This window comes from Streptomyces sp. NPDC053069 (assembly GCF_044546895.1).
Classification (GTDB): domain Bacteria; phylum Actinomycetota; class Actinomycetes; order Streptomycetales; family Streptomycetaceae; genus Streptomyces.
Genome location: NZ_JBITZN010000010.1, coordinates 149714 through 173126 on the forward strand (window position 1 = coordinate 149714; position 23413 = coordinate 173126).

Sequence of the window (23413 nt, forward strand, 5' to 3'; positions counted from 1 at the left end):
CGGCGCACGCCGGTTCGCTCCACGGGCTGCGGGTGCCCGCCCGTCACGCACGCGTGCGCGTGGCTACGATGGGCCAGCCGGAGGCCACCAGGGCCGCGGCGACACCGACCGTCGGGAAGGCCATGCTGAACAAGTACGCGCGTGCATTCTTCACGCGTGTCCTCACACCGTTCGCCGCGTTTCTCATCCGCCGGGGCGTGAGCCCCGACACGGTCACGCTCATCGGCACGGCCGGTGTGGTCGCGGGTGCGCTGGTCTTCTACCCCCGGGGCGAGTTCTTCTGGGGCACGGTCGTGATCACCCTGTTCGTCTTCTCCGACCTGGTCGACGGCAACATGGCCCGTCAGCTGGGCCGCTCCAGCCGCTGGGGCGCGTTCCTCGACTCCACCCTCGACCGGGTCGCCGACGGTGCCATCTTCGGCGGCTTCGCGCTCTGGTACGCGGGCCACGGCCACAACAACGCACTGTGCGCGGTCTCGATCTTCTGCCTGGCCAGCGGCCAGGTGGTGTCCTACACCAAGGCGCGCGGCGAGTCCATCGGACTGCCGGTCGCCGTCAACGGCCTCGTCGAACGCGCCGAGCGGCTGGTGATCTCGCTGGTCGCGGCCGGTTTCGCGGGCCTGCACAAGTTCGGTGTGCCGGGCATCCAGTGGCTGCTGCCGATCGCCCTGTGGATCGTCGCCGTCGGCAGCCTCGTCACGCTGATCCAGCGGGTCGTCACGGTCCGCCGCGAGTCCGCCGAGGCGGAGGCGGCGGCCCAGCAGAACGCCGAGGCCGCCCAGTGAGCGCCGCCGAACGGCTCACCGACGCGCTCTACGGCGCCGGCTGGAGCACCGTCAAGAAGCTCCCCGAACCGGCCGCGGTCCGCCTCGGCCGGACGATCGCCGACCTGGCCTGGAAACAGCGCGGCAAGGGTGTGCAGCGCCTGGAGTCGAACTACGCGCGCGTGCTGCCCGACGCCGGCCCCGAGCGGCTGCGCGCGCTGTCCCGCGCGGGCATGCGCTCCTACCTGCGCTACTGGATGGAGTCCTTCCGGCTGCCGGCCTGGAGCCGCGAGCGCGTGAAGTCGGGCTTCGACCCCAAGGACATACATTTCCTCACCGACGGGCTGGCCGCAGGCAAAGGCGTGGTCCTTGCCCTGCCGCACATGGCCAACTACGACCTCGCCGGCGCCTGGGTCACCACCAAGCTGGAGACGCCCTTCACCACGGTCGCCGAGCGGCTCAAGCCCGAAACGCTCTACGACCGTTTCGTCGCCTATCGCGAGGGCCTCGGCATGGAGGTCCTGCCGCACAGCGGCGGCTCGGCCTTCGGCACCCTGGCCCGCAGGCTGCGCGACGGCGGCCTGGTCTGCCTGGTCGCCGACCGGGACCTGTCCGCCTCCGGCGTAGAGGTCGACTTCTTCGGTGAGCGGACCCGGATGCCCGCGGGCCCCGCCCTGCTCGCCCAGCAGACCGGCGCCCTGCTGCTCCCGGTCACCCTCTGGTACGACGACTCGCCCGTCATGCAGGGCCGTGTGCACTCCCCGGTCGAGGTACCGCAGTCAGGTACGCGGGCCGAGAAGACGTCCGTCATGACACAGGCGCTGGCCGACGCCTTCGCCACCGGGATCGCCGACCATCCGGAGGACTGGCACATGCTCCAGCGGCTGTGGCTCGCCGACCTCGACCCCGCGAAGGGACCCTCGTGAGAATCGGGATCGTCTGCCCGTACTCCTGGGACGTGCCCGGTGGCGTCCAATTCCACATCCGCGACCTCGCCGAGTACTTCATCCGCCTCGGCCACGACGTCTCCGTCCTCGCCCCGGCCGACGACGACACCCCGCTGCCGCCGTACGTCGTCTCGGCCGGCCGTGCCGTCCCGGTGCCCTACAACGGCTCAGTGGCCCGCCTGAACTTCGGCTTCCTCTCGGCCGCCCGGGTGCGGCGCTGGCTGCACGACGGCGCCTTCGACGTGGTCCACATCCACGAACCGACCTCGCCCTCGCTCGGCCTGCTGACCTGCTGGGCGGCCTCCGGGCCGATCGTGGCCACCTTCCACACCTCCAACCCGCGCTCGCGCGCGATGATCGCCGCGTACGCCATCCTGCAGGCCGCCCTGGAGAAGATCAGCGCCCGGATCGCGGTCAGCGAGTACGCCCGCCGGACCCTGGTCGAACACCTCGGCGGGGATGCGGTGGTCATCCCCAACGGCGTCGACGTCGACTTCTTCGCCAAGGCCGAGCCCAAGCAGGAGTGGCAGGGCGACACCATCGGGTTCATCGGCCGTATCGACGAGCCCCGCAAGGGCCTGCCCGTCCTGATGAAGGCCCTGCCGAAGATTCTCGCCGCCCGCCCGCAGACCCGGCTGCTGGTCGCGGGCCGCGGCGACGAGGAGGCGGCCGTCGAGGACCTGCCCCGGGAGCTCCGCTCCCGGGTCGAGTTCCTCGGCATGATCAGCGACGAGGACAAGGCGCGCTTCCTGCGCAGCGTCGATCTGTACGTCGCGCCCAACACCGGCGGCGAGAGCTTCGGCATCATCCTGGTCGAGGCCATGTCGGCGGGCGCCCCCGTGCTCGCCTCCGACCTCGACGCCTTCGTCCAGGTACTCGACCAGGGCGAGGCCGGCGAGGTCTTCGCCAACGAGGACGCCGACGCGCTCGCCGAGGCGGCCGTACGCCTGCTGGAGGACCCGGCGCGCCGGGAGGAGCTGCGCGAGCGCGGGAGCACGCACGTGCGGCGGTTCGACTGGTCGACGGTCGGCGCGGACATCCTGTCCGTCTACGAGACGGTCACGGCCGGCGCGGCGGCGGTCGCCGCGGACGAGCGGACGACGGGCCTGCGGGCGCGGTTCGGTCTGGCACGGGACTGACGAACGGCCCGGTCCGGTCCGGCTGGTGTGGGCTTGAGTGGTGTTCGGGCGGGGTTCGGCCGGCGTGGGCTTGAGTGGTGTTCGGGTGCGGTTCGGCCGGCGTGGGCTTGAGCGGTGTCCGGGTGCGGCTCGGCCGGCCCGGGATCGACGGGTGTCCGGCGCTGCTGGGCACGCCCATGTCCCTCGGCCGTCTTGGGGGCTGGCGACCGGCGGCGGATGGCCTCAGGCGGCGCGGGGGCGGAGACCGGCGGCGGGTGGCTTCGGGCGGCGCAGGGGGTGCCCACTGGCAGCCGATAGCCTTCCGCCGTGACCGCAACCCTCATCTGGATCCTCGTCGCGCTCGTCGCGATCGGCGTGTACCTGAGCTGGACGGCCGGGCGGCTGGACCGGCTGCACGTGCGGATGGACGCCGCGCGGGCCGCGCTCGACGCACAGCTGCTGCGCAGGGCCTCCGTCACACAGGAACTGGCCACCTCGGGAGTGCTGGACCCGGCCGCCTCGATCGTGCTGTACGAGGCCGCCCACGCCGCCCGGCAGGCCGAGGAGGAGCAGCGGGAGGTCGCCGAGAGCGAGCTGAGCCAGGCGCTGCGCGCGGTCTTCGAGGACCCCGGCCAGGTGGAGGCCGTACGTGAGGCCCCGGGCGGCGAGGAGGCGGCCCGTGAGCTGGCCGAGGCCGTCCGCCGGGTCCCGATGGCCCGTCGCTTCCACAACGACGCCGTAGGAGCCGCCCGCAGACTCCGCGAGCACCGCAAGGTCCGCTGGTTCCGGCTGGCCGGGCACGCCCCCTTCCCGCTGGCGTTCGAGATGGACGACGAGCCCCCCGCGGCCCTGGTGGAGCGGGCCTCCTGAACCCGCGGGGAACCTTCCCCGGACGAAAAGGATCCACCGGCTTGCCATTGGCCCTTGCTGTGGCCTGGTCCACTCGCGTTTCCTCGTCGGTGCACAAACCCTCTTTCCCATCAGTGAGGTCACCCGTGTCCACCATCGAGAACCAGGCTCCCGAGACCGGCACCGCCCGCGTGAAGCGCGGCATGGCCGAGCAGCTCAAGGGCGGCGTGATCATGGACGTCGTCACGCCGGAGCAGGCGAAGATCGCCGAGGACGCGGGCGCCGTCGCCGTCATGGCCCTGGAGCGGGTCCCGGCCGACATCCGCAAGGACGGCGGCGTGGCCCGTATGTCCGACCCGGACATGATCGAGGGCATCATCGACGCCGTCTCGATCCCGGTCATGGCCAAGTCCCGCATCGGCCACTTCGTCGAGGCCCAGGTCCTGCAGTCCCTCGGCGTCGACTACATCGACGAGTCCGAGGTGCTCACCCCGGCCGACGAGGTCAACCACTCCGACAAGTGGGCCTTCACCACCCCGTTCGTGTGCGGTGCCACCAACCTCGGCGAGGCCCTGCGCCGCATCGCCGAGGGCGCCGCGATGATCCGCTCCAAGGGCGAGGCCGGCACCGGCAACGTCGTCGAGGCCGTCCGTCACCTGCGCCAGATCAAGAACGAGATCGCCAAGCTGCGCGGCTTCGACAACCACGAGCTGTACGCCGCCGCCAAGGAGCTGCGCGCCCCGTACGAGCTGGTCAAGGAGGTCGCCGAGCTGGGCAAGCTCCCGGTGGTCCTCTTCTCCGCCGGTGGCGTGGCCACCCCGGCCGACGCCGCCCTGATGCGTCAGCTCGGCGCCGAGGGCGTCTTCGTCGGCTCCGGCATCTTCAAGTCCGGCGACCCGGCCAAGCGCGCCGCCGCCATCGTGAAGGCCACCACCTTCTACGACGACCCGAAGATCATCGCGGACGCGTCCCGCAACCTCGGCGAGGCCATGGTCGGCATCAACTGCGACACCCTGCCCGAGGCCGAGCGGTACGCGAACCGCGGCTGGTAATCACAGGCTCACAGGTACACCACCCCATGAACACTCCTGTCATAGGCGTCCTGGCCCTCCAGGGCGACGTACGGGAGCACCTCATCGCCCTGGCCGCGGCCGACGCCGTGGCCAGGCCGGTGCGGCGCCCCGAGGAACTCGCCGAGGTCGACGGCCTCGTGCTGCCCGGCGGCGAGTCCACCACCATCTCCAAGCTGGCCATCCTCTTCGGCGTGATGGAGCCCCTCCGCGCGCGCGTGCGTGACGGTATGCCCGTCTACGGCACCTGCGCCGGCATGATCATGCTCGCCGACAAGATCCTCGACCCGCGCTCGGGCCAGGAGACCATCGGCGGCATCGACATGATCGTGCGCCGCAACGCCTTCGGCCGCCAGAACGAGTCCTTCGAGGCCGCGGTCGACGTGAAGGGCATTCCGGGCGATCCTGTGGAGGGCGTCTTCATCCGCGCTCCCTGGGTGGAGTCCGTGGGTGCCGGGGCCGAGGTGCTCGCCGAGCACGACGGCCACATCGTCGCCGTCCGCCAGGGCAACGCGCTCGCCACGTCGTTCCACCCGGAACTGACCGGCGACCACCGTGTTCACTCGCTGTTCGTCGACATGGTGCGCGCCAACGGGACCGCCGAGTCCTTGTAGGATCTCTGGGGATCCCCCCAGCCGTTCAGGCCTCGGGGAGTTCGTTCAGGATGGGTTACGCGAAGGAGACAGGCAGATGTCCGGCCACTCTAAATGGGCCACGACGAAGCACAAGAAGGCCGTGATCGACGCCAAGCGCGGCAAGCTCTTCGCGAAGCTGATCAAGAACATCGAGGTCGCGGCGCGGATGGGCGGCGTCGACCTCGACGGCAACCCGACCCTCTACGACGCGGTCCAGAAGGCCAAGAAGCAGTCGGTCCCGAACAAGAACATCGACTCCGCGATCAAGCGTGGTGGCGGTCTCGAGGCCGGCGGCGCCGACTACGAGACGATCATGTACGAGGGCTACGGCCCCAACGGCGTCGCGGTGCTCATCGAGTGCCTCACCGACAACCGCAACCGCGCCGCCTCCGACGTCCGCGTCGCCATGACCCGCAACGGCGGCAACATGGCCGACCCGGGCTCGGTGTCGTACATGTTCAGCCGCAAGGGCGTCGTGATCGTCCCCAAGGGTGAGCTGAGCGAGGACGACGTCCTCGGGGCCGTCCTCGACGCGGGCGCCGAGGAGGTCAACGACCTCGGCGACACCTTCGAGGTCATCAGCGAGGCCACCGACCTGGTCGCGGTCCGCACCGCCCTCCAGGAGGCCGGCATCGACTACGACTCCGCCGAGTCCAGCTTCGTGCCGTCCGTCCAGGTCGAGCTGGACGAGGAGGGCGCCAAGAAGATCTTCAAGCTCATCGACGCGCTCGAGGACAGCGACGACGTGCAGAACGTGTTCGCGAACTTCGACGTGAGCGACGAGATCATGGAGAAGGTCGGCGCCTGACGCTGCCGCGGGCTTCGCAGGTCTCACGGGCCGACGGGACAACCCGTCGGCCCGTCGCTTTGCCGGGCGCCGGTGCGGGGCGTTGTCAGTGGCAACCGATAGCCTGCACAAACAGCTGATCGAGCCGGCTTGTCGAGTCGGCTGATCGAGTCGGCGGAGGGAGGGGCGCGGTGCGCGTACTGGGGGTGGACCCCGGGCTGACCCGGTGTGGTGTCGGTGTCGTCGAGGGGGTCGCGGGCCGCCCGCTCACCATGCTCGGCGTCGGTGTCGTACGGACACCTGCGGACGCCGACCTCAGTCACCGCCTCCTCGCCGTCGAGCAGGGCCTGGAGCAGTGGCTGGACGAGCACCGGCCCGAGTTCGTCGCCGTCGAGCGCGTCTTCAGCCAGCACAACGTGCGTACGGTGATGGGCACCGCCCAGGCCAGCGCCGTGGCCATGCTGTGCGCCGCCCGGCGCGGCATCCCCGTCGCCCTGCACACCCCGAGCGAGGTCAAGGCCGCCGTCACCGGTACCGGCCGTGCCGACAAGGCCCAGGTCGGCGCCATGGTCACCCGGCTGCTGCGGCTCTCCGCACCGCCCAAGCCGGCCGACGCCGCCGACGCCCTGGCGCTCGCCATCTGCCACATCTGGCGCGCGCCCGCCCACAACCGGCTCCAGCAGGCGGTCGCCCGCCACACCGGCAACGCCCACACCGGCAACGCCCACACCGTCAACGCCCACACCGTCAACGCACCGAAAGGCCGTACGGCATGATCGCCTTCGTCAGCGGCACGGTCGCCGCGCTCGCCCCCGACGCCGCGGTCGTCGAGGTCGGCGGTGTCGGCATGGCCGTCCAGTGCACGCCGAACACGCTGTCCACGCTCCGCCTGGGCCAGCCGGCCAAGCTGCACACCTCCCTGGTCGTACGCGAGGACTCCCTCACCCTGTACGGCTTCGCCGACGACGACGAGCGTCAGGTCTTCGAGCTGCTCCAGACCGCGAGCGGCGTCGGCCCGCGCCTGGCCCAGGCCATGCTCGCCGTGCACACCCCGGACGCGCTGCGCCGCGCCGTCGCCACCGGCGACGAGAAGGCCCTGACCGCCGTGCCCGGCATCGGCAAGAAGGGCGCGCAGAAACTGCTGCTGGAGCTGAAGGACCGGCTCGGCGAACCCGTCGGCGCCCCCGTGGTCGGCGCCCCGGTCACCCAGGGCTGGCGTGACCAGCTGCACGCCGCCCTCATCGGCCTCGGCTACGCCACCCGAGAGGCCGACGAGGCCGTCGCCGCGGTCACCCCGCAGGCCGAGGCCGCGGGCGGCAACCCGCAGATCGGGCAGCTGCTGAGGACCGCCCTGCAGACCCTGAACCGCGCCCGCTGACCCCACGACGATCGAGGCACACGCATATGAACTGGGACGACACCACCGACACCCCCGCCCCCGAGCGGCTCGTCGGTGCGTCCGCCGATCGGGAGGACCAGGCCGTCGAGGCCGCTCTGCGCCCCAAGGACCTCGGCGAGTTCATCGGCCAGGAGAAGGTGCGCGAACAGCTCGACCTCGTCCTGCGGGCCGCACGCGCGCGTGGCGCCACCGCCGACCATGTGCTCCTCTCCGGCGCACCCGGCCTCGGCAAGACCACCCTCTCGATGATCATCGCGGCCGAGATGGGCGCGCCCATCCGCATCACCTCGGGCCCCGCCATCCAGCACGCCGGCGACCTCGCCGCGATCCTCTCCTCCCTGCAGGAGGGCGAGGTCCTCTTCCTCGACGAGATCCACCGCATGTCCCGGCCCGCCGAGGAGATGCTGTACATGGCGATGGAGGACTTCCGCGTCGACGTCATCGTCGGCAAGGGACCCGGCGCCACCGCCATCCCCCTGGAGCTGCCCCCCTTCACCCTGGTCGGCGCGACCACCCGCGCGGGCCTGCTGCCACCCCCGCTGCGCGACCGCTTCGGCTTCACCGCGCACATGGAGTTCTACGAGCCGCACGAACTGGAGCGGGTCGTCCACCGCTCGGCGAACCTGCTGGACGTCGAGATCGAGCCGGACGGCGCCACCGAGATCGCCGGCCGCTCCCGTGGCACGCCCCGTATCGCCAACCGCCTGCTGCGCCGCGTCCGCGACTACGCCCAGGTCAAGGCGGACGGCCTGATCACCCGCGAGATCGCCGCGGCCGCCCTCGCCGTCTACGAGGTCGACACGCGCGGCCTGGACCGCCTCGACCGCGCCGTCCTGCAGGCCCTGCTGAAGCTCTTCGGCGGCGGCCCGGTCGGCCTGTCCACGCTCGCCGTCGCGGTGGGGGAGGAGCGGGAGACCGTCGAGGAGGTCGCCGAACCCTTCCTCGTCCGCGAGGGACTGCTCGCCCGCACCCCGCGCGGCCGGGTCGCCACGCCCGCCGCCTGGGCGCACCTCGGCCTGACCCCGCCCCGCTCGGCGACCGGGGGAAACGGACAACAGGACCTGTTCGGCAGCTGACGGCGCGATGATGGATACGGGACGGCGAAGGCATTGGCACCAGCAGGAACCCAGGTGCCATGCTGAGCGTTGTTCCATGCACGCGGACTCGCTTAGACTCCGCCGATGCCGCCCTTGCGGGCGGCGCCGACCACACCCCCGTCAACAGGCCGCTCTCCGTCGCGGTCGCGCGAAGGAAATTCCGTCCCGTGAATGCCTTTACCCTTCTCCCCTTCATCGTGCTCATCGCGGCCATGTTCCTGATGACGCGCTCGGCCAAGAAGAAGCAGCAGCAGGCCGCCCAGATGCGTAATGAGATGCAGCCTGGCTCCGGTGTCCGCACGATCGGGGGGATGTACGCGACGGTCAAGGAGGTCAACGAGGAGACCGTCCTCCTCGACGCCGGCCCCGGCGTCGAGCTCCTCTTCGCCAAGAACGCGATCGGCGCCGTCCTCACCGACGACGAGTACAACCGCATCGTCCACGGCATCGAGCACGACCTGAAGTCCGACGCCGACATCGTCCCGGACGACGCCTCCTCCCTCACCGAGACCGACGAGTCCGACTCGCCCGCTGCCGCCGCCTCCGACGACAAGGCCGTCGACCTCGGTAAGAAGGACGCTGCCGAGGACGACACCGACACGGCCGAGGCCGCCGAGGCCAAGGCGGAGGACGAGCCGAAGAAGACCGACGGCGACTCCGACGCGAAGTAGTCACGCCCCGGTGGTGCGCTGGGCGGCATCATCACGCCCCGCGCACCACCGGGCGTCTGTTTCCCGCACGGAACAGCCCGACACCATGTCATGGCCGACCGCGCCGACCGGGCGCGGGGCGGCCCGAGAGGGAGTACGAGAAGGTGGCAGCACCTAAGAGGGGCCGGAGCGCGAGTGCCCAGAGCAAGCCAGGGCGCTCGCTGGCCCTCATCCTGATCGCCATCGTGGCGCTCACCGGAGGCATGTTCCTCTCCGGGAACACCACTCCGCGTCTCGGCATCGACCTCGCCGGTGGTACGAGCATCACGCTCAAGGCGAAGGCCGACCAGGGATCCGCGATCAACAAGGCCAACATGGACACCGCGGTCGACATCATGAACCGCCGTGTCAACGGCCTCGGCGTCTCCGAGGCGGAGGTGCAGACCCAGGGGAACGACAACATCATCGTCAACATCCCCAAGGGCACCAACTCCAAGGAAGCCCAGCAGCAGGTGGGCACCACCGCCAAGCTGTACTTCCGCCCTGTCCTGGCCAGCGGGCCCAGCCTCCCCGCCGCGAAGAGCCCCTCGCCGAGCGCCTCCCCCAGCGGCAGCTCCTCGCCGAACCCGAGCACGAGCTCCTCCGCCTCTTCCTCCTCCAAGGAGAAGGCGTCCTCGTCCTCCACGGGCTCCCCGTCCCCGACGGCGTCGGCGACCTCCCAGGGCCGCGCCGTCACCGACGCGCTGAAGGCCGGCTCCACTCCCTCGCCGAGCGCGTCCTCCAGCGGCAGCTCCAAGCCGTCCGCGAAGCCGTCGGCCACGCCGTCCGGGTCCGCGAGCGGCAACTCGGCCGCCGCCAAGCTCCAGGCCCAGTACGCCGCCCTCGACTGCACGGACCCGGCCCAGCGGGCCAAGGTGGGCGGCGCCTCCAAGCCCGGCGAGCCCACCATCGCCTGCGGTCAGATCAAGAAGATCTGGTACAAGTACGTGCTCGGCCCGGCCGCCGTCGACGGCACCGAGGTGAAGAAGGCGCAGGCCGTCTTCAACACCACGAGCGCCGCCGGCTGGCAGGTCCAGATGACCTTCACCTCCAGCGGCTCCAAGAAGTTCGCGGACATCACCGGCGAGCTGGCGAAGAAGCAGGACCCGCAGAACGAGTTCGGCATCGTCCTCGACGGCGAGGTCGTCTCCAGCCCGTTCGTGCGGGAGGCCATCACCGGCGGCCAGGCGGAGATCTCCGGCAGCTTCACGCAGCAGGACGCCCAGGGTCTCGCCAACATGCTCTCGTACGGCGCCCTGCCGCTCTCCTTCCAGGAGCAGTCCGTCACCACCGTCACCGCCGCGCTCGGCGGTGAGCAGCTGCACGCCGGTCTGCTCGCCGGCGCGATCGGCCTCGCCCTGGTCGTGATCTACCTGGTCGTCTACTACCGCGGCCTGTCGATCGTCGCCATGGCGTCGCTGCTGGTCTCCGCGATCCTCACCTACGTGATCATGTCGCTGCTCGGCCCGGCCATCCACTTCGCGCTGAACCTGCCGGCCGTGTGCGGTGCCATCGTCGCCATCGGTATCACCGCGGACTCGTTCATCGTGTACTTCGAACGCATCCGGGACGAGATCCGCGAGGGCCGCTCGCTGCGCCCCGCCGTCGAGCGGGCCTGGCCGCGCGCCCGGCGCACCATCCTGGTCTCGGACTTCGTGTCGTTCCTCGCCGCCGCCGTCCTGTTCATCGTGACCGTCGGCAAGGTCCAGGGCTTCGCGTTCACCCTCGGCCTGACCACCCTGCTCGACGTCGTCGTCGTCTTCTTCTTCACCAAGCCGCTGATGACGCTGCTCGCCCGCCGCCCGTTCTTCGCGAACGGCCACAAGTGGTCCGGCCTCGACCCGAAGAGCCTGGGTGCCAAGCCGCCGCTGCGCCGCACCCGCCGTCCCGCCGGTCCTGCCGCCGGCCCTGTCGACCCGAAGGAGGCCTGAGCGATGTCGAAACTCGGCAACCTCGGCGCTCGACTGCACCGCGGCGAGATCTCGTACGACTTCGTCGGCAAGCGCAAGATCTGGTACGGCATCTCGATCCTGATCACCATCACGGCCATCCTCGGCCTGGCGGTGCGCGGCCTGAACATGGGCATCGAGTTCCAGGGCGGCGCGGTCTTCACCACGCCGACCAAGATGAGCACGTCGGTCGCCCAGGCGGAGACCTACGCCAAGGACGCCTCCGGTCATGAGGCGATCGTGCAGAAGCTCGGCAACGGCAGCCTGCGCATCCAGATCGCCGGCATCGACACCGGCCAGTCCGACAAGATCAAGCAGGAACTGGCCAAGGACCTCAACCTCAACCCCGAGAAGCTCGCCGCCGACCTGGTCGGCCCGAGCTGGGGCGAGCAGATCGCCAACAAGGCCTGGGAAGGCCTCGGCATCTTCATGGTGCTCGTCGTGATCTACCTGGCCATCGCCTTCGAGTGGCGCATGGCCGTCGCGGCCCTGGTCGCGCTGATCCACGACATCACCATCACGACCGGTATCTACGCCCTGGTCGGCTTCGAGGTCACGCCCGGTACGGTCATCGGTCTGCTGACGATCCTCGGTTACTCGCTCTACGACACGGTCGTCGTCTTCGACAGTCTCAAGGAGCAGACGAAGGACATCACCAAGCAGACGCGCTTCACCTTCAGCGACATCGCCAACCAGTCGATCAACGGCACGCTGGTCCGTTCGATCAACACCACGGTCGTCGCCCTGCTGCCGGTCGCGGGTCTGCTGTTCATCGGTGGCGGCTTCCTCGGCGCAGGCACGCTCAACGACATCTCGCTGTCGCTGTTCGTCGGCCTCGCGGCCGGTGCCTACTCGTCGATCTTCATCGCCACGCCGCTCGTCGCCGACCTCAAGGAGCGGGAGCCGGCGCTGAAGGCCCTCACCAAGCGGGTCCTGGCCAAGCGCGCCCAGGCCGCCGCCGAGGAGAACGTCGCGGGCGACCGTGCCGACGACGACTCCGCCGACACCGCCCCCGCCGTCGTGGGCCCGCGCAACCAGCCCGCGTCCCGCAACCGGGGCCGCGGCCGACCCTCCGGGAAGCGCCGATGACCGAGCTCGCGGACATCTCAGGGCTGCTGCTCAGCCGCATCCGTGACGTCGCCGACTACCCCGAGCAGGGCGTGATGTTCAAGGACATCACCCCGCTGCTCGCGGACCCGGCCGCGTTCACGGCGCTCACCGACACGCTGGCCGAGATCGCGGCGAACACCGGCGCGACCAAGATCGTCGGACTGGAGGCCCGGGGCTTCATCCTCGGCGCCCCGGTCGCCGTCCGCGCGGGTCTCGGCTTCATCCCGGTCCGCAAGGCGGGCAAGCTGCCCGGAGCGACGCTGCGCCAGGCGTACGACCTGGAGTACGGGTCGGCCGAGATCGAGGTGCACGCGGAGGACCTGTCGGCCGGTGACCGAGTGCTGATCGTGGACGACGTCCTGGCCACGGGCGGTACGGCCGAGGCCGCGATCCACCTCATCCAGCGGGCCGGTGCCGAGGTCTCGGGCCTGGCGGTGCTGATGGAACTCGGCTTCCTCGGCGGTCGCGCCCGGCTGGAGCCGGCGCTCGGCTCGGCGCCGCTGGAGGCGCTGCTCCAGGTCTGAGCAGGTTGCTGCACGAGCGGCCCCGGCCTCGCCGGGGCCGCTTTGTGTTTCCCACCGGCACCACCTGTGCGGCATGCGCCGACTGGTGCGGTGACGCCCGTGGGTGGTGCTCGCCGCCGGCGGCCGCGAGCCCGTCGCCGGCCGTCCGCCGAGGCCCCCGCACCCGCCGACGGCGAAGGCGCCCGACGGGGCCGTCCGCGCCCGGCGACGAAAACCGTACGGGTGGTGCCGGTGGGAATCACATCCGGCCGAAGGCGTGGCCGAAGCCACTCGCAGGACACCCGGCGCACGCCCCTCGACCACCCCGATTCCACCTTGAGGAATCCGGCGGAAGCCTCCCGTGTTCCACAGGTGGACGGTCCTCACGTCCGCCTGAAGGCGATGACCAGCCGCAGGATCGCTACCATGGGGTCTCCGGAGCCTGACCGGGGGACCCGGATCGCGCACGAGGAGCCCTCTTGCCAGACGAGGCCCAGCACCTGACCGCCGCAAAGCCCGAGTCCGCCTCGGCCGCCGCGGCGAAGCCCGCGCCCCACGCGTCCAACGCGAAGAACGACACCCGCGGGCCGATCGAGCACGCCCAGTCCGCGCCCGTCGAAAAGGCTGCCGAGGCCTCGCGTCCCAAGCCGGTCCCGCCCGAGCGCCCGGTGCAGCCGCCGGTGGTGCGCCAGCCCGCCACCCAGCCCACCCGCACCGGCTCCTCCAACCGCGTCCGCGCCCGCCTGGCCCGCCTCGGCGTCCAGCGTGCGAACCCGTACAACCCGGTTCTGGAGCCGCTGCTGCGGATAGTGCGCAGCAACGATCCGAAGACCGAGAACTCGACCCTGCGGCAGATCGAGCGCGCCTACCAGGTCGCAGAGCGGTGGCACCGCGGGCAGAAGCGCAAGAGCGGCGACCCGTACATCACACACCCGCTGGCCGTCACCACGATCCTCGCCGAGCTCGGCATGGACCCGGCCACCCTCATGGCGGGGCTGCTGCACGACACCGTCGAGGACACCGAGTACGGCCTCGACCAGCTGCGCCGCGACTTCGGCGACACCGTCGCCCTGCTCGTCGACGGCGTCACCAAGCTGGACAAGGTCAAGTTCGGCGAGGCCGCGCAGGCCGAGACGGTGCGCAAGATGGTCGTGGCGATGGCCAAGGACCCGCGTGTCCTGGTCATCAAGCTCGCCGACCGCCTGCACAACATGCGCACCATGCGTTACCTCAAGCGCGAGAAGCAGGAGAAGAAGGCGCGGGAGACGCTGGAGATCTACGCGCCGCTCGCCCACCGGCTGGGCATGAACACCATCAAGTGGGAGCTGGAGGACCTCGCGTTCGCGATCCTCTACCCCAAGATGTACGACGAGATCGTCCGGCTCGTCGCCGAGCGGGCGCCCAAGCGGGACGAGTACCTCGCCATAGTGACCGACGAGGTCCAGGCCGATCTGCGGGCCGCTCGGATCAAGGCGACCGTCACCGGCCGCCCGAAGCACTACTACAGCGTCTACCAGAAGATGATCGTGCGGGGCCGCGACTTCGCCGAGATCTACGACCTGGTGGGTATTCGCGTCCTTGTCGACACCGTCCGCGACTGCTATGCCGCCCTCGGCACCGTGCACGCGCGATGGAACCCGGTCCCTGGCCGGTTCAAGGACTACATCGCGATGCCCAAGTTCAACATGTACCAGTCGCTGCACACGACGGTCATCGGGCCCAACGGCAAGCCGGTCGAGCTGCAGATCCGCACCTTCGACATGCACCGCCGCGCCGAGTACGGCATCGCCGCGCACTGGAAGTACAAGCAGGAGGCCGTCGCCGGCGCTTCCAAGGTCCGTACGGACGCGCCGAAGACGTCGGCGAAGGACAAGGACGCCATCAACGACATGGCGTGGCTGCGGCAGCTGCTGGACTGGCAGAAGGAGACCGAGGACCCCGGCGAGTTCCTGGAGTCCCTGCGCTTCGACCTGTCCCGCAACGAGGTCTTCGTCTTCACCCCCAAGGGCGACGTCATCGCGCTCCCGGCAGGTGCCACCCCGGTGGACTTCGCGTACGCCGTTCACACCGAGGTCGGCCACCGCACCATAGGGGCGCGGGTCAACGGCAGGCTCGTCCCGCTCGAATCCACCCTGGACAACGGCGACCTGGTGGAGGTCTTCACCTCCAAGGCACCCGGCGCCGGGCCGTCCCGCGACTGGCTCGGCTTCGTCAAGTCACCGCGCGCCCGCAACAAGATCCGGGCCTGGTTCTCCAAGGAACGCCGGGACGAGGCGATCGAGCAGGGCAAGGACGCGATCGTCCGGGCCATGCGCAAGCAGAACCTGCCGATCCAGCGCATCCTCACCGGCGACTCCCTCGTCACGCTCGCGCACGAGATGCGCTACTCGGACATCTCCGCGCTGTACGCGGCGATCGGCGAGGGCCATGTCTCCGCACAGAACATCGTGCAGAAGCTGGTCCAGGCCCTCGGCGGGGAGGAGGCCGCCACCGAGGAGATCGACGAGGCGGTACCGCCGACGCGCAGCCGGGGCCGCAAGCGCCGCTCCAGCGCCGACCCGGGCGTCGTGGTCAAGGGCGTGGACGACGTATGGGTCAAGCTGGCCCGCTGCTGCACGCCCGTACCCGGTGACCCGATCATCGGCTTCGTCACCCGCGGCAGCGGCGTATCGGTTCACCGCAGCGACTGCCTGAACGTCGACTCGCTGTCCCGTGAGCCGGAGCGCATCCTCGACGTCGAGTGGGCGCCCACCCAGTCCTCGGTCTTCCTGGTCGCCATCCAGGTCGAGGCGCTGGACCGCTCGCGACTGCTGTCGGACGTCACCCGCGTACTGTCCGACCAGCACGTCAACATCCTCTCCGCGGCCGTCCAGACCTCCCGGGACCGGGTGGCCACCTCCCGGTTCACGTTCGAGATGGGCGACCCCAAGCACCTGGGCCACGTGCTGAAGGCCGTACGGGGCGTGGAGGGCGTGTACGACGTGTACCGCGTGACATCCGGTCGCAGCCGGTCGTAGGAGTGTCCGGAACGGGGGGAGTGGGATGAGCGGGCAGGACCACGACGGGCCCGACGCCGAGGACGCCCGGACCCAGCTCGTCGCCGGACGCTACCGTCTGTTACAGCTGCTCGGGCGGGGCGGCATGGGTGTCGTGCACGAGGCGGAGGACGTCCAACTGGGCCGCCGCGTCGCCGTGAAGATGCTGACGGCCGTCGAGGGCCTCGCCGCAGAGGACGTGGCCTGGGAACGCTTCCAGCGCGAGGTCCGCGCCCTGGCACGCATCGATCATCCCGGTGTCGTCACCCTGTACGACAGCGGAGTCCACGAGGGCGTGCCGTACCTCGTGATGCAGGTCCTCGACGGCCTGAGCCTGGCCGACCTGGTCGTGGCCACCGGCCCGCTGCCCGTCGCCGCCGCCTGCACGGTGGCGCTGGGCATCACGGAAGCCCTGCAGGCGGTGCACGACAGGGGTGTGGTCCATCGCGACGTCAAGCCGTCCAACGTGGGCGTCACCGGCAACGGGCGGGTTGTGCTGCAGGACTTCGGGCTGGCCCGGCTGGCCGGCGAGACGGCCATCACCCGTACCGGCGCCCTGGTGGGCACCCCGCAGTTCATGGCGCCCGAAGCCATGAGCGGCGGGCCGCGCGAGGCCGCGGCTGACTGGTACGGCCTGGGAGCCTGCCTGTACCTCATGCTGACCGGCGAGCTGCCCTTCGGGCCCACCGCGGACGTCGGCGCCATCATGTTGCGTGCACTGGGCGAGGGCATCCCGCGGCTCACCGCCGACGACGGCATCCCGCTGCCTCTGGCCCACCTCGTCGGCGAACTGTGCCGGCAGGATCCCCTGCTGCGCCTGACGGACGCCGCCGTCGTACGCGACACGCTCGTCCCCCTGATGTATGGCGGCACCCAGGACCTTGCCGGCCTCGTGACCGGGCGTCTGCGTGCCGAAGCCGTGGACGCCGTCCGCAGCACCGAGGTCTCCGCACGCCCCCTGCCGGCGCCCCTGGGCGAGGAGCCGGAGTACGTGTGGGCCGAGGCCGTCTCGCTCTCGGCCGCCCCGGACCCCATGCATCCCGCCACCCTCAGCGACACCACAAGGCGCATCGTCCTCGGCAGTATGACTCCCCAGGGCGCGCTCTCACGTCAGCGTGAGGCCGTCGGCCTGGTGCAGCGCGGACAGGTGCGGGAGGCGGCACAGATGCTGGCGGTCGTCGTCCAGATCTGTCTGTCCAAGCTGGGCCCCGACCACCCCACCACCCTCACCAGCCAGTACTGGCAGGCCGTCTGCCGGGCCAGGCTCGACGCCGGGGACGAGGCACTGGAGATGCTCTCCCGGGTGAACAGACGTGTCGGCAGACGAGCAGACCGAACGGACGGAAGCGATGACTGACTTCGTCGTGGCCATCCCGGCACCGCCCGGGGCCCCGGGGGCCGGGCACTCCGGCGCCGAGGACGACCTGCGCTCCCTGCTGCGCTGGCTGCGCTCGGACGAGGCACTCGCCGTGCGCGGACGAGCAGGCAGCAGCGCACGGCCCGCCCCGGGCGGCATGGGTGCCGGCTTCGACATCCTCCAACTGGCCCTCGGCACCGGCCTGTCCGCCGGGTCGCTCGTCGTCTCCGTCCTCCAGTGGCAGGCGGCCCGGCGCCACGCACCCGCGGTCACTCTCCGCCGCGGCGAGGTGGAGGTCGTCCTCGCCCCCCGGGCCGCGCGGGACGAGGAGACCCTCAGACGCATCGTCGAGCTGCTCGACGGCATCTCGCCCGACGGCGGCCTCCCGCACCGCAGCACCGAGGAGCCCGGAGGCGATGACACGACTGCCTGACCCGGCGCGCTCGCGGGCCGTTCTGGTCGGCACCGCCTCCTACCGCCATCTGCCACAGCTGCCCGCGGTCGAGGCCAACGTGGTGGACCTCGCCGCCGAGCTGTGCGACCCGACCGTGTGGGGATTGCCCGTACGGCACTGCACGGTGGTCACCGACCCGCTCAGCCCGCAGACCATCCTGGACCCGGTGTACCAGGCCGGTGAGGAGGCCACGGACACCCTGCTCGTGTACTTCGCCGGCCACGGAATGCGGGACGCCGACTCCGCCGACCTGTATCTCGCGCTGGGCGACTCCCGCGAACACCTGGGCTACACAGCGGTCGCCTACCAGCACCTGCGCACCGCGCTGCGTTCCGCCCGCGCCCGGCGCAAGATCGTCGTGCTCGACTGCTGCTTCAGCGGCCGGGCCGCCCGGGCGCTGGGCGGCGGGGACGTGCTCGCCGCCGAGGCCGCCGTGGACGGTGCCTACGTCCTGACCGCCTCGCCCGGTGACCGCATAGCCCTGGCCCCCGACGGCGAGCGCAACACCGCCTTCACCGCCGAGCTGCTGCGTGTGCTGCGTGAGGGCGTCGCCGAGGGACCGGAGCTGATCGACCTGGACACGCTCTACCGGGTCCTGGAAGAACGCCTGCGCAGCAAGAACCGGCCCCTGCCGCAGCGCTCCCAGGAGAACGGCGTCGGACGGCTCCCGCTGGCCCGCAACAAGGCCCGCGCCGGCCGCCGGACCCTCGCCGGCCCGGCCCGGGCTTCCGAGGTGCGCGCGGCCATCGTCGCCACCGGCCTCGCCCTCGCCCGGCTGCTGCGCGCCACCGGCAACACCCGTGACGCCCTGCCGGTGCTCCGGCTCGCGCTCCAGGAACAGCAGTCCGCGGGGGCGCAGGGCGACCTGGTCGCCGTACAGCTGGAGCTGTCCGAGCTGCTCGCGGAGACCGGCCAGGTGCGGGAGGCGATCGAGGTGCTGGAGCTGGCCTTCCACCAGGTGCACAAGGGGTACGGCCCCGAAGCCGTGCTCGTCTGCCGACGGCTGGCCGAGCTGCTGCAGGAGTCCGGCAACCATGTACAGGCCTGCGAGGTCCTCAAGCACGCCCTGGACATCAGCGAGCAGGCCGGACCGCTGTGAACGCCCCTGAAGAACCAGTCTGAAACGGCCGGGCGGCCCGGGGTGGAACACCACCACCGGGCCGCCACGACGAGGACACAAGGAGGGCGACCGCCGGCCGTTCAGCCGCCGATACGGCCGGTCGGCGCCGCCTGCCGGTCCGTCAGCCGCCGAACTCCTGCAGGCCCTTCAGAGCCTGGTCCAGCAGCGCCTGGCGGCCCTCCAGCTCACGCTCCAGCTTGTCGGCCCTGGCGTTGTTGCCCTGACCGCGGGCCTGCTCGATCTGCGCCTTCAGCTTGTCCACGGCGGCCTGCAGCTGACCGGTCAGCCCCTCGGCACGCGCGCGTGCCTCCGGATTCGTCCGGCGCCACTCGGCCTCCTCGGCCTCCTGGATCGCCCGCTCGACCGCGTGCATCCGGCCCTCGACCTTCGGCCGCGCGTCCCGCGGGACATGGCCGATGGCCTCCCAGCGCTCGTTGATCGAACGGAAGGCGGCCCGCGCGGACTTCAGGTCGCCGATCGGCAGGAGCTTCTCGGCCTCCTCGGCCAGCTCCTCCTTCAGCTTCAGGTTCTCCGACTGCTCCGCGTCCCGCTCGGCGAACACCGAGCTGCGGGCGGCGAAGAACACGTCCTGAGCGCCACGGAAGCGGTTCCACAGGTCGTCCTCGTGCTCGCGCTGGGCGCGGCCCGCGGCCTTCCACTGCGCCATCAGCTCGCGGTAGTGGGCCGCCGTCGGACCCCAGTCCGTCGAACCCGACAGCGCCTCGGCCTCGGCGACCAGCCGCTCCTTGGTGCGGCGCGCCTCCTCGCGCTGCGCGTCCAGCTGCGCGAAGTGCGCCTTGCGCCGCTTGGAGAACGCCGACCGGGCGTGCGAGAAGCGGTGCCACAGCTCGTCGTCGGACTTGCGGTCCAGCCGCGGCAGCCCCTTCCAGGTGTCCACCAGCGCGCGCAGCCGCTCACCGGCGGCCCGCCACTGGTCGGACTGGGCCAGCTGCTCGGCCTCGGCGACCAGGTCCTCCTTGGCCTTGCGGGCCTCGTCGGACTGCCTGGCCCGCTGCGCCTTGCGCTCCTCACGCCGCGCCTCGACCGTCTCCACGAGCTTGTCCAGCCGCTTGCGCAGGGCGTCCAGGTCGCCGACCGCGTGATGCGCGTCCACCTGCTCGCGCAGGTGGTCGATGGCGGTCTGGGCGTCCTTCGCCGACAGGTCGGTGGTCTGCACTCGCTTCTCGAGGAGGCCGATCTCGACAACCAGGCCCTCGTACTTGCGCTCGAAGTAGGCAAGCGCCTCCTCGGGGGAGCCGGCCGCCCAGGATCCGACGACCTGCTCGCCGTCGGCCGTACGCACGTACACGGTCCCCGTCTCGTCGACGCGGCCCCACGGGTCGCTGCTCACAGCGCCTCCTCCACATGATGCCTGCGGGGGGCCTCAGCACCCCCGGGCATCGTCCACAGTTTCGTCACGGCCAACATAGGCGACCAGCGGGTTCCCTGTCCGCATCCAGCACGACCGAAATTCCGCAGTCGGCCGTCGCTGGGCACGGGGGCAGGGTCAGGACTTCGTCACCGTCGCCTTGTTGATCACCACGGTGGCGTTCGGAGCGGTGTTCTGCGTGGTCGGGTCGGCGGGCTGGGAGCCGGCGGCGGCGATCTTCTGCAGCACCTTCATGCCCGCCTCCGAGACCGTCCCGAACGGGGTGTACTGGGGCGGCAACGGGCTGTCCTTGTAGACCAGGAAGAACTGGCTGCCGCCGGTGTGCTTCTGACCGGTGTTGGCCATCGCCACCGTGCCCGCCGGGTATGTGCTGGCCTTCAGGCTCTTGTCCTTCAGGTTCTCGTCCGGGAGCGTGTAGCCGGGCCCGCCCATGCCGGTGCCCTGCGGGTCGCCGCACTGGAGCACGTAGATACCGCTCGTGGTCAGACGGTGGCACTTGGTGTGGTCGAAGTAGCCCTTGCCCGCCAGGAAGTCGAACGAGTTCACGGTGTGCGGCGCCGCCGCCGTCTTCAGCGCGACGTCGATGTCACCGCACGTCGTCGCGAGCTTCATCGTGTACTTCGCCGACGTGTCGACCGTCATCGCCGGCTCCTTCTTCCAGCTCAGCTTCTTCGCCGAACCGGCCGCGGGCTTCGCGCACGGGTCCGGGGCCTTGCTGGTCGGCGAGGCGCTCGGCGTGGTGTCGGCACCGGCGTTGGCCTTGCCGTCGCTGCCCTTCAGCACATCGGTGCTGTACAGCGCGACACTCCCGATCACGATCACGCCCAGTACCGACGCGATCACCGAGTTGCGCACACGGGCCTTGCGCCGCGCGCTGGTGCGCCGCTGCTGCTGCCGCAAGAACTTCTCCCGGGCGAGCTGACGCCGCCGCTGCTCCTGGCTGACCACCGGGTTCTCTCCTCATGCGTGTCGTGTGTCGACCGGTACGCGTGCGTCCTCGTGAGCCGACCGCTGTGTGTAGCCCCGTACCGTATATGGGTTCGCTGAGGAAACGGCAGCGCCGGTAGGCTCTGGACCACAGCTTGTGCTCACCCGTGTCGACACAACGAAGGACGATCGTGCTCATTGCCGGGTTCCCCGCCGGGGCCTGGGGGACGAACTGCTATCTCGTCGCCCCCGCCGCCGGTGAGGAGTGTGTGATCATCGACCCCGGCCACCAGGCCGCCGAAGGCGTCGAGGAAGCACTGAAGAAGCATCGGCTCAAGCCCGTCGCCGTCGTCCTCACCCACGGCCACCTCGACCACGTGGCCTCGGTCGTCCCGGTCTGCGGCGCACACGACGTACCGGCCTGGATCCACCCCGAGGACCGGTACATGATGAGCGACCCCGAGAAGGCGCTCGGCCGGTCCATCGGCATGCCGCTGATGGGCGAGCTGACCGTGGGCGAGCCGGACGACGTCCGGGAGCTGACGCACGGCACCACCCTCGAACTGGCCGGCCTGGAGTTCTCCGTCGCGCACGCGCCGGGCCATACCAAGGGGTCGGTGACCTTCCGGATGCCCGAGACCGCCGACATCCCGTCGGTGTTCTTCTCCGGGGATCTGCTGTTCGCCGGCTCCATCGGACGCACCGACCTGCCGGGCGGATCCATGGAGGACATGCTCGACTCGCTGGCCCGCGTGTGCCTGCCGCTCGACGACTCCACCGTGGTGCTGTCCGGCCACGGCCCCCAGACGACCATCGGCCAGGAGCGCGCCACCAATCCGTACCTGCGGCAGGTGGCCGTCGGCCTGGGAGCGGACGCCGACGCTCCCCGACGAGGAATGTGACGAGAATTTCCGTGAGCACTTTCAAGGCCCCCAAGGGCACGTACGACCTGCTGCCGCCGGACAGCGCCAAGTTCCTGGCGGTCCGCGAGGCGATCGCCGCGCCGCTCAGGAGCTCCGGCTACGGCTACATCGAGACGCCCGGTTTCGAGAACGTGGAGCTGTTCGCGCGCGGAGTCGGTGAGTCCACCGACATCGTGACGAAGGAGATGTACGTCTTCGAGACGAAGGGCGGCGACAAGCTGGCCCTGCGTCCGGAGACCACCGCACCCGTGCTGCGCGCGGTGCTGGAGGCCAACCTGCACAAGACGGGCAACCTCCCGGTGAAGGTCTGGTACTCGGGCTCGCAGTACCGCTACGAGCGCCCGCAGAAGGGCCGGTACCGGCACTTCTCCCAGGTCGGCGCCGAGGCGATCGGCGCGGAGGACCCGGCCCTCGACGCCGAGCTGATCATCCTGGCCGACCAGGCGTACCGCTCGCTGGGCCTGCGCAACTTCCGCATCCTGCTCAACAGCCTGGGCGACAAGGAGTGCCGGCCGGTGTACCGGGCCGCGCTGCAGGACTTCCTGCTCGGCCTGGACCTGGACGAGGACACGCGCCGCCGCGTCGACATCAACCCGCTCCGGGTCCTCGACGACAAGCGCGAATCGGTCCAGAAGCAGCTCGCCGGCGTCCCGTTGCTGCGCGACTACCTGTGCGACGCGTGCAAGGCGTACCACGAGGAGGTCCGCGAGCTGATCACGGCGGCGGGCGTGTCCTTCGAGGACGACCCGAAGCTGGTGCGCGGCCTGGACTACTACACCCGCACCACCTTCGAGTTCGTGCACGACGGTCTGGGCTCCCAGTCCGCGGTGGGCGGCGGCGGCCGCTACGACGGACTGTCCGAGATGATCGGCGGCCCGGCGCTGCCGTCCGTCGGCTGGGCCCTGGGCGTCGACCGCACGGTTCTGGCTCTGGAGGCCGAGGGTGTCGAGCTGGAGCTCCCTTCGACCACCAGCGTCTTCGCGGTCCCGCTCGGTGAGGAGGCCCGTCGCATCCTGTTCGCGAAGGTCACCGAGCTGCGCAAGCTCGGCGTCGCGGCGGACTTCTCGTACGGCGGGAAGGGCCTGAAGGGGGCCATGAAGAACGCGAACCGTTCGGGCGCCCGGTACGCGATCGTCGCCGGCGAACGCGACCTCGCCGAGGGTGTCGTCCAGCTCAAGGACATGGAGTCCGGCGAGCAGACGGCGATCGGCGTGAACGAGATCGTGGCGGAACTGGAGTCCCGGCTCGGCTAGTCGGCCAACTCGGCTGGTCGGCCAACGCGGCTGTCGG

General features: G+C 70.8%; 22 protein-coding genes. 20 read left to right on the top strand and 2 right to left on the bottom strand.

The genetic code is table 11. The features are described from left to right. Nucleotides 1–68: 68 nt before the first annotated feature. The 18 genes from pgsA (at nt 69) to ACIGXP_RS24030 (ending at nt 18862) form a co-directional block, all read left to right on the top strand. Entirely contained in the window at nt 69–785 is a 717-nt protein-coding gene (gene pgsA / locus ACIGXP_RS23945; protein WP_363216459.1) for a phosphatidylinositol phosphate synthase, read from the top strand. Next, a complete protein-coding gene (locus ACIGXP_RS23950) occupies nt 782–1690 on the top strand; it encodes a phosphatidylinositol mannoside acyltransferase (protein WP_363216450.1) in 909 nt (302 codons plus the stop codon). Before pgsA ends, ACIGXP_RS23950 begins: the two co-directional genes overlap by 4 nt. Beyond that, nucleotides 1687–2850: a glycosyltransferase family 4 protein gene (locus ACIGXP_RS23955; protein WP_363216449.1), complete on the top strand. Its 1164-nt coding sequence runs from the start codon at nt 1687–1689 to the stop codon at nt 2848–2850. Before ACIGXP_RS23950 ends, ACIGXP_RS23955 begins: the two co-directional genes overlap by 4 nt. Before the next feature lie 306 nt (nt 2851–3156). Continuing rightward, a complete protein-coding gene (locus ACIGXP_RS23960; protein WP_363216448.1) occupies nt 3157–3699 on the top strand; it encodes a hypothetical protein in 543 nt (180 codons plus the stop codon). Between the two features lie 125 nt (nt 3700–3824). Then, nucleotides 3825–4730: a pyridoxal 5'-phosphate synthase lyase subunit PdxS gene (pdxS, locus tag ACIGXP_RS23965; protein ID WP_363216447.1), complete on the top strand. Its 906-nt coding sequence runs from the start codon at nt 3825–3827 to the stop codon at nt 4728–4730. A gap of 26 nt (nt 4731–4756) precedes the next feature. Then, entirely contained in the window at nt 4757–5362 is a 606-nt protein-coding gene (pdxT, locus tag ACIGXP_RS23970) for a pyridoxal 5'-phosphate synthase glutaminase subunit PdxT (RefSeq protein WP_363216446.1), read from the top strand. Nucleotides 5363–5438: 76 nt separating this feature from the next. Next, a complete protein-coding gene (locus ACIGXP_RS23975; RefSeq protein WP_363216445.1) occupies nt 5439–6191 on the top strand; it encodes a YebC/PmpR family DNA-binding transcriptional regulator in 753 nt (250 codons plus the stop codon). Between the two features lie 170 nt (nt 6192–6361). Next, the gene (gene ruvC, locus ACIGXP_RS23980; protein ID WP_399771317.1) at nt 6362–6946 is read left to right on the top strand and encodes a crossover junction endodeoxyribonuclease RuvC; all 585 of its coding nucleotides are present in this window, start codon (nt 6362–6364) and stop codon (nt 6944–6946) included. After that, nucleotides 6943–7548, top strand: coding sequence for a Holliday junction branch migration protein RuvA (ruvA, locus tag ACIGXP_RS23985; RefSeq protein ID WP_363216443.1), 606 nt, complete (start codon nt 6943–6945; stop codon nt 7546–7548). The genes ruvC and ruvA overlap by 4 nt, the downstream gene beginning before the upstream one ends. Before the next feature lie 26 nt (nt 7549–7574). Beyond that, complete coding sequence (gene ruvB, locus ACIGXP_RS23990; protein ID WP_399771320.1) at nt 7575–8645, top strand: Holliday junction branch migration DNA helicase RuvB; 1071 nt, start codon at nt 7575–7577, stop codon at nt 8643–8645. A gap of 188 nt (nt 8646–8833) precedes the next feature. Further along, nucleotides 8834–9337: a preprotein translocase subunit YajC gene (yajC, locus tag ACIGXP_RS23995; RefSeq protein WP_399771323.1), complete on the top strand. Its 504-nt coding sequence runs from the start codon at nt 8834–8836 to the stop codon at nt 9335–9337. 143 nt (nt 9338–9480) lie between these two features. Continuing rightward, nucleotides 9481–11286 (top strand): protein translocase subunit SecD, encoded by a 1806-nt coding sequence (secD, locus tag ACIGXP_RS24000; RefSeq protein WP_399771326.1) that lies wholly within the window; start codon nt 9481–9483, stop codon nt 11284–11286. 3 nt (nt 11287–11289) lie between these two features. Next, on the top strand, nt 11290–12393 hold the full coding sequence (gene secF / locus ACIGXP_RS24005; RefSeq protein ID WP_363216439.1) for a protein translocase subunit SecF: 1104 nt from the start codon (nt 11290–11292) through the stop codon (nt 12391–12393). Continuing rightward, nucleotides 12390–12938 carry an adenine phosphoribosyltransferase gene (locus tag ACIGXP_RS24010; protein WP_363216438.1) on the top strand — a complete coding sequence of 183 codons (549 nt, stop codon included), beginning with the start codon at nt 12390–12392 and terminating at the stop codon, nt 12936–12938. Before secF ends, ACIGXP_RS24010 begins: the two co-directional genes overlap by 4 nt. A gap of 458 nt (nt 12939–13396) precedes the next feature. Beyond that, nucleotides 13397–15934: a bifunctional (p)ppGpp synthetase/guanosine-3',5'-bis(diphosphate) 3'-pyrophosphohydrolase gene (locus ACIGXP_RS24015; protein ID WP_363216437.1), complete on the top strand. Its 2538-nt coding sequence runs from the start codon at nt 13397–13399 to the stop codon at nt 15932–15934. A 25-nt stretch (nt 15935–15959) separates the two neighbouring features. Continuing rightward, on the top strand, nt 15960–17309 hold the full coding sequence (locus tag ACIGXP_RS24020) for a protein kinase (protein WP_399771330.1): 1350 nt from the start codon (nt 15960–15962) through the stop codon (nt 17307–17309). After that, a complete protein-coding gene (locus tag ACIGXP_RS24025; protein WP_399771333.1) occupies nt 17302–17742 on the top strand; it encodes a hypothetical protein in 441 nt (146 codons plus the stop codon). Before ACIGXP_RS24020 ends, ACIGXP_RS24025 begins: the two co-directional genes overlap by 8 nt. After that, entirely contained in the window at nt 17726–18862 is a 1137-nt protein-coding gene (locus ACIGXP_RS24030; RefSeq protein WP_363216434.1) for a caspase family protein, read from the top strand. Before ACIGXP_RS24025 ends, ACIGXP_RS24030 begins: the two co-directional genes overlap by 17 nt. A 142-nt stretch (nt 18863–19004) precedes the next feature. Here the strand turns inward: ACIGXP_RS24030 and ACIGXP_RS24035 are convergent, their stop codons facing one another. Then, on the bottom strand, nt 19005–20234 hold the full coding sequence (locus tag ACIGXP_RS24035) for a DUF349 domain-containing protein (protein ID WP_363216433.1): 1230 nt from the start codon (nt 20232–20234) through the stop codon (nt 19005–19007). A gap of 156 nt (nt 20235–20390) precedes the next feature. Then, nucleotides 20391–21221 (bottom strand): peptidylprolyl isomerase, encoded by an 831-nt coding sequence (locus ACIGXP_RS24040; RefSeq protein WP_399771336.1) that lies wholly within the window; start codon nt 21219–21221, stop codon nt 20391–20393. Between the two features lie 170 nt (nt 21222–21391). On the opposite strand from ACIGXP_RS24040, the gene ACIGXP_RS24045 reads away from it, so the two are divergent. Beyond that, nucleotides 21392–22102 carry an MBL fold metallo-hydrolase gene (locus ACIGXP_RS24045; protein WP_399771339.1) on the top strand — a complete coding sequence of 237 codons (711 nt, stop codon included), beginning with the start codon at nt 21392–21394 and terminating at the stop codon, nt 22100–22102. 11 nt (nt 22103–22113) lie between these two features. Further along, on the top strand, nt 22114–23376 hold the full coding sequence (hisS, locus tag ACIGXP_RS24050) for a histidine--tRNA ligase (RefSeq protein WP_363216430.1): 1263 nt from the start codon (nt 22114–22116) through the stop codon (nt 23374–23376). Nucleotides 23377–23413 lie beyond the last annotated feature (37 nt).